This window comes from Bacillus sp. 7884-1 (assembly GCF_002272245.1).
GTDB lineage: Bacteria > Bacillota > Bacilli > Bacillales > Cytobacillaceae > Neobacillus.
The window spans coordinates 1-12,693 of sequence record NZ_NPDD01000187.1; the positions used below are offsets into that span (position 1 = coordinate 1).

Here is a 12,693-nt window from a genome sequence, read left to right on the forward strand (position 1 = left end):
TGTTTTTGAAGCAGGTTACCAATATAACATCTCGCTTCAATCGTGTCAATTACTTTCTTAAAATATCTTTTCGAAATCGACAACAGAATTTATAATACTAAATCACATTCATTATGTTAATTTTATTCTATTCACTGATGAAGAATCAATCTGTTTTTGATTTGTTTCCTCGTCAGATTTACTATATTACTATTATATTTTTAAAAAATCAATAGAATAGTAAATTTTATTTTAAAAAAGTTACTACTCTTCTCTCAAATCGATTTAAAAGCTGGCAAGCGGACATATTTGAAACAATAAAATCGAAAGGAAAAGGCACCTCTAAATATGAGGTACCTTTTCCTTGCTTACTTTTCTATTTACTCTAGCCGCAATAAAACCTTTTTTAGAAACATCTAAATCATTAATATCTCTCGAATATCCTCCTCAGTTAGAGAAGAACTTCCTTTATCTTTTGAATCAATAATTTCCTCTATTAATTCTCTCTTTTTCTCCTGCAGTTCATTCATTTTTTCCTCAATTGTGCCTCGCGCAACCAATTTGATGACTTGGACAATATTTGTTTGTCCCATCCGGTGCGCTCGGTCCGCTGCTTGTTCTTCTACCGCCGGATTCCACCATAGATCATAAAGGATAACAGTGTCTGCCCCAGTTAAATTAAGACCCGTTCCTCCTGCTTTCAAGGATATGAGAAAAAGGTCACGTTCTCCAGCATTAAAGCGATTTGTAAGTTCAAGCCGTTCTTCTGATGGAGTTTGTCCATCAAGATAGAAGAAAGGCAGCCCTTGAATGGCCATTTCTCTTCCGATAAGCTGGAGCATCTTTGTGAATTGCGAAAAGATCAACACTCGTCTTCCCGCAAGCTTTGATTCTTCAATAATCCGCAGTAATTGCTCAAACTTTGCAGAACTTCCCTTATAACCGTCCACAAATAAACCTGGATGACAACAGATTTGTCGCAGCCTCGTTAACCCTGCGAGGATTTTAATTTTATTTTTCCGAAGAGTGTCCTTATCCAAATGCTTCAGCGTATCATGCCTTAGTTTCGCTAAATATGCCCCATAGAGTTTCTTCTGTTCTGGCAACAACTCCACTAAGTCGACAGATTCAATTTTTTCAGGCAGCTCAGCTAGAACATCTTCCTTCAACCTTCTAAGTAAAAATGGACGGATCCTTCTAGCGATTTGCTTTCTCGTTAAGTGGCTATATTCCTTCAGCCCTTGGAATAGTTCTGGAAATACCACATGAAAGATGGACCACAACTCTTCCAAAGAATTTTCCACTGGAGTGCCCGTTAGCGCAAAACGGTAATCCGCTTGTATTTTCTTAACTGCTCTTGCTGTTTGCGTAATAGGATTCTTAAAAGCCTGGGCTTCGTCAAAAAACACAGTATGGTAGGTTTGCTTTTCGTACCACACGATATCCTTACGCAGCAAAGGATAAGAGGTAATGACAACATCAAAATCAGAGGTTCGTTTTTGCTTAGTTGTTCGCTCTGTTTTATCTCCATCTAAAATGACAGCCTTCACTCCTGGAGCAAATTTATTGATTTCACTAAGCCAGTTATAGGTTAACGATGCTGGACAGACAATCAGAATCGGAAGCTGTTTATTCCGAACAAGTGAAAGTTCTGAAAGGATATAGCTAATACTTTGAATTGTTTTTCCCAGTCCCATATCATCTGCAAGAATTCCTCCAAATCCATAGCTGGCAAGAGTTTTCAACCATTTGTACCCCTGAACTTGATAGTCTCTTAAAATTGGTTTAACTAATTCTGGCACCTCGAACTTCATACTACATGGATTATGGATGGTATCCAAAAACTGACGGAACGATTCCTCAAGTGTAAATGTTGAGTTATCTTCAACAGAGTCAAGCAGCTTTAATCCTCGAACAATTGGAACATTCAACCCTGCCTCAAGATCCTCCGCCTGTACAGGTGCTGCTTGTAGAAAGCGTTGGATTTCTTCAAATTCTCGCGTCTCCAATGAGAGGAGCGCCCCGTTCCTCAATCGATAATATTTCCTTTTTTCCTGAAGCGCAGATAAAAGCTCTTTTATCTGTCTCTCCGGGATTCCATCCATATCAAATTTAAATTCCAGCCAATTGGTTCGCTCTTTTTTTACTTTTACTCTAATCTTTGGAATTGTATTTTCCTTAAATATCCGGTTCCTGACGGCTGTTGTTGCATAAATTTGTACAAGCTTTTGCAGCTTCGGAACACCATGATATAAAAACTCATATTCCAACTCTTCATTATGCAAGAAATAACCACTGTCCGTACGAGCAAATGAGCTTTCTTCCATCAATTGGAGTATTTGATTTTCCTTTTCTACGTCCCTTATTAATAATGGGCCATTCTGTATTTCTCTGTTTTCCAGCGGGTTAATCATGATATTTTCGTAATGAAACTCTAAACCCGCTAACAGTCGATTTTTCAATCGATCCAAATAAAGTTTGGCAACTAAAGGCACTGTCCTATAGGAGTTCGATAAATTCCGAGGTAATTCAACCTCGCCAAGTTTCTTTAAACCAGGGACCACACTTTCTATAAAATAATCGATTTGCTCAAGCGGGATCTCTATTTGATTTGTTTTCGAATCCTCTAACATTTCTTTAAGGTCAGCTAATCGTTTGCAATCTGTTTCTTCAAGCCTAATAAACTTGCCCTTATATAGAACAAAGTGATAAGAATCTAGTATGGATAAATGATCTAGCCCTTTAATCCTCAAATGATAGCCCCTGCCTGCCGAGGATCCAAAAGTAAATTTTAGAGGGAGAATTTTTTCCGTTAGAACAAGACCCTCAAACGTTTCCCCCTTATTCGCCACTTGCACTAATGGCGCCTTTACTAATAACGACAAGAGTCGTTCCCAAGAGGATGGCGGAATGAGTAACTGCTCAGGACTGTACATATCATCAAATTCGTTTGTCATGGTACTTACATACATTTTTTCATCCTGCAGCACATGGGATAATTGTTGAATGACATCATCCGTCTCTCTTTGGAAGCAATGATGGTTTGGGTTAAAGGTGAAAGTTTCTGAAAGAGAGCTTTGCTTCCCTTCTTTTACCTTAGCTAAAAAATGGCGGATATTCTCCACCTTAACGTGTCCAATCTCCATTTCTATTCCTAACAAGTTACGTCCCTTCCCCATTTTCACTGGTTTACAGAGAAAATTCGCCTCCAGAACTTGTCTATTCTCAAAATGAAGCTGATGTCCGCTTTTTCGTCTAGGCTGCTCTGTGAAAAGGGTGAGTAATCCAGTGGTCAACGCCTTTTTAGTTGAAGAATCAACATGTTCATCACTTTGAACAATAGGCGTTGTTCCTTGCTGTTGGTGTTCATAAATAGCGAGTAACACAGCTGCAATATGCTGGCAATCCGTTTTGACGGATGCAAGGGTCGGACAACTGCATGATCTACGCATATCACCACTTTCTTCTATATTTACAGTGACATAAAAATCCTCGGTACCTTTTACCGTTGCCTCACAACGCTCTGGACTATAATAATCAAAAAACACTTTACCTGCTCTATAAAAAGAATCTCCTCGTTTAAAGGAGACTGTTCCGCACATTTCTTTAATACGTTTTTGGTGTAATTCCATATTCAAATGAACAGCTCCTCTCTGAGAAAATCCCATTACAACAATATTGCTCGATTTTTAGATGAAACTGTCCACTCCACGTGGACAAATTGGTGTATTTGTCCACGGACGGTGACAGGCACCCATCTTAGCACCATCTCATCACCATTTCATCTCTACCTATTCTATATATTGATAGTTGATATTGGAGTGATCGACTAGTTTTAGGTCTTTAGGTACTTTTAGGTAAAGGATGCTGGTTCCACCATAAAACATGGTTGCGTGTCTGAAGGGTTTTTCTCCTGTGAATTGGTTGACTGTGAATGCTTGTTGAAATTGGGAGAATTTGAGTTTAACTTTTTCTGGATTCTTTATTGTTAATGTATTTTCATTTAGTTCTATGCGAACCGGTTTTTCTAGTTCTGTTATTTCCATTTTATTTACGCCTGAACGTGTTTTAAAGTGAAGTGCTTCTATTTTACCATCATTCTCCGTTTTTCTCTCCACCATTACTGCGGTACTAATAAGTTCATCGTTTTCGGTTGCAATGTTAAGCTCTTGCTCCTCATAACCGAGACTCCATCTCTTATTAATGTATTTATTGTCTATCTTATCGATATTTCCCTCAATCGCTGCTTCATATAACTCCGTGCTTTCTTTATCTATGTCTTGACTATTATTGATGATTTTGTAGGTTACTTCTTCATCCGGAAGTAATGGACTTACACCGGTACAAATTAGGAGTATAGCAACATATCCACCTAACATCCAGCGTAAACGACTTCCCTGGAGGATTTTTTTCATCCTGCCACTTCTCAAAATTCTTACAATCGCTAAGATAATAATAAAGATTATAAGAAAAGGCACAAGAAAAGTCATTCCCTCACCTCCATTCTATTTGATAATGCAATGGAACTAGAAAAAAGCAAAGCAACAACAACCAGTACCTTCAGAACAAATAGTAAAATGGATGGTTCGGTAAATATAAATTGATATATGCCTTTCACCCATTCAAAGCCCAAACTTCCCGCACCAAGGATTCCCGCTCCGATAAAAATTCCTGGGATCAATACGGCAAAAATCTTACTTATTTGCACCAGTGTTCCAAATAAATACCCAAGCCCAGAAAAGAGTAAAATGTAGAGAATGGTTGAACTGTATCCAATTACTACTTCTGAAAGTGAATGATTCGCGGCAATATACCCCTGGCCGCCAAATAAGTACATGATAATTTTCATTAATGAGGTTGATAGCATCGCCGTAATTCCACCAACGATACTTCCCGTTAGTAAAAATAGCATGTTTGAAAGATTACTGCTTAATCGATTGGTCACAAATGTAAAATCATCATTTTTATAGGGTGTTGTTGTGATCAGAATCGCTGTAATAAGAGCCCATATTATTGAAAAAATAATAACCATATCAGCAGAATAGAACTGAATATCTATTTCAACACTTTCACTGCTTGACCCCATCATTCCAACACCGTTAAAAGAGAAAAATACCGCTAATAACTGGATAAAAATGAGCGATATAAATACTTGTTTATACGCGGTTAATTTAAAAGTAAATTGCTTTTTAACAACATCCAGCAAACTAATCTTAGATAAAGACATCATCTATTCCCCCTTTGGTTTTACTTGTTACGTACACACACACATCACTAGTGGATACTGGCGTTAGAGCAAGGTCTGCTGCCTTGGCTTTTAGATGATCAGTTTCAGAAAGTTTGTTTCTTACAACGGCATACGTGTGATCTAATCCGATATTCTTCGAATAAATGACCTCTTTATTCCTTGTCCATTCATTCAAGTTCTTGGTCAATCCTTGGATGCCAATGGCCCATTCTTTTAATTCTCCTATCGGCATATGCAGATTCTCTCTTCCCTCTTTAATGAGGAGGATATCTTCTAATACGTCCTCAATTTCATCTAAGTGATGACTTGAAAGTATAATGGTACGGGGATAAGCGATATAATCTTTAAGTAGGGCACGATAAAAGTCTTTGCGGACGGACGCATCCATACCAGTAGTTGGTTCATCAAACATCGTTAAAGCACATCGAGCTGATAATCCTACGATCATATTAAATGTACTTTTCATCCCCTTAGAAAGATCGTTGTAATAGTGCGTCGAATCGAAAGAAAAATAGTCAAAAAGACGGCTAGCAAGCTCATGATTCCATTTTTCATAAAAAGTTGCTGATACATTTAGTATTTCCTTCAATGTTAATGCTGTCGGAAAATTCATTTGGTCATTAATATAAATGACATTAGCGGAGACCATTAGATTATTAAACGGCTTTTCTGAAAAGACCTTTATTTCACCTGAAGTCTCTCGCAAGAAACCGGCAATGATTTTTAGGAGAGTCGTTTTACCCGTACCATTACGACCTATTAAACCCGTAATCTTATTTTCTTCAATGGTAAAAGATAGATTATTCAATGCTTTTGTTCTTCCATAATCTTTGTTCAATCCCCTGCACTCAATAACGTTCATTCCCCCGCCTCCCCTGTATTTACATCCTTTATCATTTGAATTAATTCCTCTTTGCTCACATCCAACCGTTCGGCTTCCATGACAATTTCAAAAACTAATTTTTTTAAGGTTTGATTTTTCCGTTTGCTGATGATAATTTCTTTCGCGTTTGGCGAAACAAACATTCCAAGTCCCCGTTTTTTATACAGAATGTTTTCCTCCACCAAAAGAGTTAAGCCTTTCGCAGCGGTTGCTGGATTAATCGTAAACAACTCTGCGAGCTGATACTGCGAGTAAATTTTTTGGTCACTGCCAAAATTCCCGTTCAAAATCTCTCTCTCCAGCCATTCTGCGATTTGCAAATAAATCGGCTTGCTTCCGTCCATATTAAGAATCAACCCTTTTCCTCCTTTCTGGTATAGTGCATTACTGTTGTAATGCACTATACCGCATTCACCGTAATAACGAAAGTTAATATTGGATATTTTTCCAATTCAACCCAATAAAAAAAAGCCCAATTCCATTAACTTTACAGGGAATAGGCTTCAATAAATTTTTTAAATTACCAATCTAATCTGATTTCCAGATGGATCGCTTACTACAAAATAATCTGTTTCTTTTTGCACTGACGACCCTAGCTGTTGTAGTTGTTGAAGCGCTGTTTCCCTAGCCGCCTCATCAGGAAAAACGAGGGTATACCAATTTAAACCCACACTATTTTGTGGTGGAGTTGGCGCCCCCTCTCCCTGCCAAGTATTAATAGCAATATGATGATGGTATCGTCCTGTTGACAAAAAGAGTGCTTGCGGATAATGACTGACGACCTCAAATCCCAGCCCTTTTGTGTAAAATTCTTCTGCTTTCTGCAAATCTCCCACATGAAGGTGGATATGCCCCATGACTGTACCTGCAGGCAATCCATTCCATTCCGCATCACTTTCTGCCAGGATACTATTCCCATCCAGTTCCTCTGTCGCCATATCCACCAAACCATTTTTCCAGGTCCATTCCTTTGAAGGACGATCTCGGTATACCTCTATCCCATTCCCATCAGGGTCATTTATATAGAGCGCTTCACTGACGTAATGATCGGCTGCCCCAAGCGGGTATCCCGTTCCTAGAAAATGACGTAAAAAGACGGATAAATCCGCACGGCTTGGCAGTAAAATAGCAAAGTGATAAAGCCCTGACATTCGTCCTTCTTTCGGAATCACATTTTCCGGCTGTTTAAGAGTCACTAATGTTGTTTTTCCATCTGCTGTTAATGCAGCCTTCCGTTCTGTCTTTTCAAGAACCTGAAACCCCATAATATTTTGATAAAAGGTTAATGCATTGTCTAAATTTTTCACTTTTACGTTGACTTCGCCGACATAAATATTTGGTTTCTGGTGAAAACCTTCCATAATTTTATTACCCTCCATTCACGGTTCTTCTTATTATTCAATTACCTGACAAAAAAATTCACACAACAAAATGATTAATATCCACAATTTATACTCTACGTTACAAATCTAATCTTTACTAAATTTACAGATAATTAAAGTAATTTATTGTTTCTTAACAAATCTTTACACTCCCTTAATTAACATTCGGTTTTTGACTGCCTATAATCATAGTGTAAGTTACATAATCGAATCAAAGGGGAGAATGATCGTATGGATCGCCGTTTATTTTTAACCTATGTTGGAAGTAGTACTGCCGCATTAGTTGCCGCATCATCTGGGATTGGTGCATTAACAGGAAACGCTATGACTGGAGACCATTTAATGAATGGTCAGCCGTCTGGAAAGGGCAAGTCACTTACATCACCGTTCAAACCAATTAGTCGTACCTGGGAAAATGATGTGGTACTCCCTAAGGGGTACAACTACTCCATTATCGCTTCTTATGGTGATAAGATTAACTCATTGGGTGAAAAATTTGGGGATGCTGCTGACCTTACAGTCTACTTTCCAATGGATAGCTTAAAAGGTGGAAACAATTCCGAAGAAGGCTTGATCTGGGTAAATCACGAATTCCCTGAACCGGAAAACTATATGAAAATGTTAGGAATCAATGAATCTAATTTTAAAAAGGAGAATCTAGCAAACTATCCGGAGCTTCTTAAAATGGAAAAAGAAGCTGTCGGCGGTTCCGTCATCCACGTTAAAAAAGAAAACGGATGGAAGCTAGTAGTAGATGATACATATAATCGACGTGTCGATGGCAATACTCTAATTGAATTAACCGGTCCTGCACGCGGAAGCAAGTATGTAGGCGGCGCTACCACAGTAGTTGGTTCCTTAGGAAACTGCAGCGGCGGACGTACTTTATGGAATACCGTTCTATCTTGTGAAGAAAACACAGAATATGGCGATGATTATGGCTGGCCGAATTTTACCGATGAACATTACGGCTGGGTAGTCGAAGTTGATCCGTTTGATCCAAAAAGAACTGTACGAAAGCATACTGCCCTTGGCCGCTTTGCACATGAAAATACAGCAATGGGCCTAACCAACGATGGCAGAGTGGTCGTTTATATGGGTGATGATAAAGGTGATGCATGCTTCTACAAATTCATTAGCAGCAAGAAGTTTAATCCTGTCAATCGTGAAGCCAATTTCGATATTTTAGAAAGCGGAACTTTATATGTGGCTAGTATGAAAGAGCAAAAGTGGATTGCTCTCGATCATGCAGCAAATTCTAAGCTTCAAGGACAGTTTGCTGATCAAGCTGATGTCTTAACGAATGCACGTGCAGCAGGAAAAGCGGTTGGTGGTACGCTATTAGACCGTCCGGAAGACGTGGAAATTCACCCTCATGACGGATCTGTCTTCTTAGCCTTAACAAACAATACAGGTCACGGCAATTTCCATGGACAAATTGTTCGATTTGTTCCTGCAAATGGCGACCATGCTAGTGAAGCCTTCACGTTTGAAGTATTTGTTTCCGGCGGACAGCAAAGCGGGATTACTTGCCCAGACAACCTTCACTTTGACAGCAAAGGGAACTTATGGGTTGTGGAAGATTTTGGTGCATCAGAAACGAATCAATATGCTGCTTATAAAAACTGTGGTGTATTCATGATTCCAACGGATGGAAAACAATACGGGGAACCTTTCCAATTTGCCTCAGGTCCAAAAGGCAGTGAACTAACAGGTCCATGGTTAACACCAGACGAAAAAACTTTATTCCTAGATGTGCAGCATCCTAGCACTTGGAATCTATACCCTAATCAAACATTTGGGCGTTCTTGTTTAATAGCGGTACAGGGTGGAAGCTTTAAGTAAGAAAATGTGGAAGGAGCTTTTCTCATCATGATCGTTTGTTCAAACCACGTAAGAGATGCCTTGAAGCATATGTTTATTCCTCACGTGAAGTTAATCGCAGAGGAAGAAAGCTTTCGTTGTCATCTTTGTAAAAATAAAGCCAAATATAAGCTTTTTAGTTTTGGGCATATACGAAAAAAGACAAAACAAGCTATCTAAGGAGGTTATTCCATGCTTCAAAACATAGGTATTCCGGGCTTAATTCTGGTTCTTGTCATCGCACTAATCATTTTCGGGCCATCAAAACTCCCAGAACTAGGTCGTGCTGTTGGCTCAACCCTAAAGGAATTTAAAAAATCTACGCGTGATTTGGTCTCGGATGATTCCACCGATAAAGAACAGTCCAAAAAAGAGGAAAAAACGATTTAAATTTTATCTAAGGAAGATGCAGGCAGCAGGTTGTGCTTGCATCTTTTTTTAAGGAGGGAAACCATTGTCTAAACCACAGAATATGGATTTAATTGGTCATTTCGAAGAATTACGTAAACGGCTCATTATCACACTAGGCACCTTTATTGTTTTGCTCATTTTAGCCTTTGTTTATGTAGAGGATATTTATCAATGGCTAGTTCAGGATTTAGAGGTTAAATTGGCCATTTTAGGTCCTAGCGATATTTTATGGGTGTATTTATTGCTATCCTGCGTCATTGCCATTACAGGGACTATCCCTGTAGCCGCCTTTCAAATTTGGCTGTTTGTTCGTCCAGCATTAAAGGAAATGGAACGGAAAGTCACACTTGCCTACATTCCAGCCTTATTCCTACTTTTTATCGTGGGAATTAGCTTCGGATACTTTGTAATCTTTCCGATTGTTTTTCAATTCCTTCTCTCCCTGTCGGAGGATATGTTTATGACCTTCTTTACCACAGAAAAATATTTTAAATTCCTGCTTCATATGACACTGCCATTTGGATTCTTGTTTGAACTTCCCGTGGTGATTATGTTTCTGACAAGTCTTGGTGTATTGAACCCATACCGATTGCAAAAGATCAGAAAATACTCCTATTTTGTACTCATCGTTACCGCAGTATTAATCACTCCCCCGGACTTACTATCAGATATTTTAGTAATCATTCCACTCATCTTTTTATACGAGTGCAGTGTTTTATTATCAAAGGTAGTTTACCGGCGAAAACAAAGATTCGAACTAGCATCATGAGTTCTAGTTCTTATTCTCTAGTATTCATAATAGAATGGTTATGACTTCTATTTGAATGGTTAAAGGGGATGTTTTTGTGAAGATTCAACGACTTGGACATGCTATGTACGTTTTAAAGAGTAATGAAGGGAAAAAATATTTAATCGATCCTTTTTTTGATTTGAATCCTGGTTTTCCTGAGGAATTAAACACTGCCAACTTTTATCAATCTATTGACTGTGTCTTTTTAACCCATGGACATTTTGATCATACGAGCGGATTATCTAAAATAGTAGAACACAAGCCGGAGATTATGATTGTCGCTCAATATGAACTTGCATTAATTCTTCTGCAACAAGGGATTAAAAATGTCCTTCCTATTAATTTTGGTGGTTCGGTATCGTTTGATGATGTAACCGTAACGATGGTTCAGGCAAGACACTCCTCCTCGTACGGGGAAACAACAAGGACTCCTGTATATGCCGGGGAGTCAGCGGGTTATGTGTTTGACTTTAAAAACGACTATACTCTCTATCATTCAGGTGACACCGCCTTAATGGCAGATATGAAGCTGATTCAAGATGTTTATCAGCCTGAAATTGCCATTCTCTCTTCATCCGGTCATTTCACAATGGGTCCGAAAGAAGCAGCATATGCTGTCAGGAATCTATTAAATGTAGAATATGTAATCCCAAGCCACACCTTCCCAACAAACGAAACAGCAGCCTCGCCTGAATCATTAGCACAATTATTGGCAGCTTTCCCAGCAGTGGAATTTATGATCGATAAAGACAACGAGTTAAAAGAACTGCTAAAAGACTTTAAAAAAACGGACGTCATTCCCTTAGCATATGGAGAAGAAAGAGAGTTTCAATTAAAAAACTAAAAAAGGTAGTAAAACATTAAAGGGATACTGCCGAGGCAGTATCCCTTTTCATTATAAATCACTGTCCGCCTGAGGTGGACAGTGTCCACGAGCGGTGACAGGCACCATTATTTCAATTATTCATTTAAATATGCCCATGCATATTGTGCGTAGAGTTCGGCGCCTGTGGCGAGGGCGTCTTCGTCGATGTTGAATTTGCCGTGGTGGTGAGCCCATTCTGTGTCTTTATCGGAATTTCCGCTTCCGACTAGCGCGAAGCTGCCTGGGGCATGGTCGAGGTATTCACTGAAGTCTTCCCCGCCCATGGTTGGTTTTTCGTTATAAACCACATCATCGCCAAACGCCCCTGCAGCTACTTTTTGAACCAGGTTTGCACTGTATTCATCGTTAATTACCGCTTTGGTTCCACGAATATATTCTACCTTTGCGGTTGCACCGTAAATCGCAGCAACCTGATCAGCGTAATGCTGGAGCTGCGCTTCAATATGGTCTCTCGTTTCAGGGTTGAAACAGCGGACTGTTCCTTCAATTACTGCATTTTCTGCGATTACATTGAACCTTGTACCGACGACCATCTTTCCAATCGTCAGAACGGCAGGATGTTGGGCATCAACGGTTCTAGAAACAACAGTTTGTACATTCATGACGAAGGATGAGGCTACGATAGCAGCATCAATACATGCATGCGGCATGGCACCATGCCCGCCTCGGCCCTTGAACGTAACTTTGAATAAATCTGCTGAAGCAAAGGATGGTCCAGGGGTACACGCTACTTTGTGCGTTGGCATTTGAGACCAAATGTGAATACCAAAAACGTTATCCACGCCTTCCATTGCTCCTTGTTTCACCAACGCTTTTGCTCCCTCTGCTACTTCTTCTGCCGGCTGGAACAAAAGTCGTACATTACCCGGCAATTCTTCCTTTATTTCATTTAGCGCTTTCGCAGCAATTAATAACATGGCGGTGTGCGCATCATGACCGCATGCATGCATTTTTCCATCCTCTTTGGAGGCATATTCCAAATCCCTATTCAGTTCCTCCACCTGCAATGCATCCATGTCACCTCTCAAGGCAACCGTTTTACCCGGTCTCCCCCCTTGAATTTCCGCAATTACACCAGTAGGTTTAGTTTTTCGATAAGTAATTCCTAATTGATCAAGGTACTCGCAGACAAATTGAGTGGTCTTGAATTCTTCCCAGGATACCTCAGGCTCACTATGAAGCCGCCGACGTAATTGTGTTAGTTCTTCACTATATGTTTGAATGGCTTCTTTTATTTTTGCATGAATCATA

General features: G+C 39.4%; 11 protein-coding genes. 4 read left to right on the forward strand and 7 right to left on the reverse strand.

Annotated elements, in window-relative coordinates; translation table 11 throughout:
- Window positions 1–395: 395 nt before the first annotated feature.
- The 6 genes from CHI06_RS20580 to CHI06_RS20605 all read right to left on the reverse strand — a co-directional run bounded on the left by CHI06_RS20580 (window position 396) and on the right by CHI06_RS20605 (window position 7,489).
- Window positions 396–3,617 (reverse strand): DEAD/DEAH box helicase, encoded by a 3,222-nt coding sequence (locus CHI06_RS20580; protein ID WP_095250464.1) that lies wholly within the window; start codon window positions 3,615–3,617, stop codon window positions 396–398.
- A gap of 153 nt (window positions 3,618–3,770) precedes the next feature.
- Complete coding sequence (locus CHI06_RS20585) at window positions 3,771–4,469, reverse strand: hypothetical protein (protein ID WP_095250465.1); 699 nt, start codon at window positions 4,467–4,469, stop codon at window positions 3,771–3,773.
- Window positions 4,466–5,209: a hypothetical protein gene (locus CHI06_RS20590; protein ID WP_179292718.1), complete on the reverse strand. Its 744-nt coding sequence runs from the start codon at window positions 5,207–5,209 to the stop codon at window positions 4,466–4,468. Before CHI06_RS20590 ends, CHI06_RS20585 begins: the two co-directional genes overlap by 4 nt.
- On the reverse strand, window positions 5,193–6,089 hold the full coding sequence (locus tag CHI06_RS20595) for an ABC transporter ATP-binding protein (RefSeq protein ID WP_095250467.1): 897 nt from the start codon (window positions 6,087–6,089) through the stop codon (window positions 5,193–5,195). Before CHI06_RS20595 ends, CHI06_RS20590 begins: the two co-directional genes overlap by 17 nt.
- Window positions 6,086–6,466 carry a GntR family transcriptional regulator gene (locus CHI06_RS20600; RefSeq protein ID WP_179292719.1) on the reverse strand — a complete coding sequence of 127 codons (381 nt, stop codon included), beginning with the start codon at window positions 6,464–6,466 and terminating at the stop codon, window positions 6,086–6,088. Before CHI06_RS20600 ends, CHI06_RS20595 begins: the two co-directional genes overlap by 4 nt.
- A 159-nt stretch (window positions 6,467–6,625) precedes the next feature.
- Window positions 6,626–7,489 carry a VOC family protein gene (locus CHI06_RS20605; protein WP_373558160.1) on the reverse strand — a complete coding sequence of 288 codons (864 nt, stop codon included), beginning with the start codon at window positions 7,487–7,489 and terminating at the stop codon, window positions 6,626–6,628.
- 234 nt (window positions 7,490–7,723) lie between these two features.
- Between CHI06_RS20605 and CHI06_RS20610 the strand changes: the two genes are divergently transcribed.
- The 4 genes from CHI06_RS20610 (at window position 7,724) to CHI06_RS20625 (ending at window position 11,400) form a co-directional block, all read left to right on the forward strand.
- On the forward strand, window positions 7,724–9,337 hold the full coding sequence (locus tag CHI06_RS20610; RefSeq protein WP_095250469.1) for a PhoX family protein: 1,614 nt from the start codon (window positions 7,724–7,726) through the stop codon (window positions 9,335–9,337).
- 210 nt (window positions 9,338–9,547) lie between these two features.
- Window positions 9,548–9,745: a twin-arginine translocase TatA/TatE family subunit gene (locus CHI06_RS20615; RefSeq protein WP_095250470.1), complete on the forward strand. Its 198-nt coding sequence runs from the start codon at window positions 9,548–9,550 to the stop codon at window positions 9,743–9,745.
- An 82-nt stretch (window positions 9,746–9,827) separates the two neighbouring features.
- Window positions 9,828–10,535 carry a twin-arginine translocase subunit TatC gene (gene tatC, locus CHI06_RS20620; protein WP_095250492.1) on the forward strand — a complete coding sequence of 236 codons (708 nt, stop codon included), beginning with the start codon at window positions 9,828–9,830 and terminating at the stop codon, window positions 10,533–10,535.
- Window positions 10,536–10,611: 76 nt separating this feature from the next.
- Window positions 10,612–11,400 (forward strand): metal-dependent hydrolase, encoded by a 789-nt coding sequence (locus CHI06_RS20625; protein ID WP_179292720.1) that lies wholly within the window; start codon window positions 10,612–10,614, stop codon window positions 11,398–11,400.
- Between the two features lie 116 nt (window positions 11,401–11,516).
- Here CHI06_RS20625 and CHI06_RS20630 read toward each other — a convergent pair whose 3' ends face one another.
- On the reverse strand, window positions 11,517–12,692 hold the full coding sequence (locus tag CHI06_RS20630; protein WP_095250472.1) for an amidohydrolase: 1,176 nt from the start codon (window positions 12,690–12,692) through the stop codon (window positions 11,517–11,519).
- Window position 12,693 lies beyond the last annotated feature (1 nt).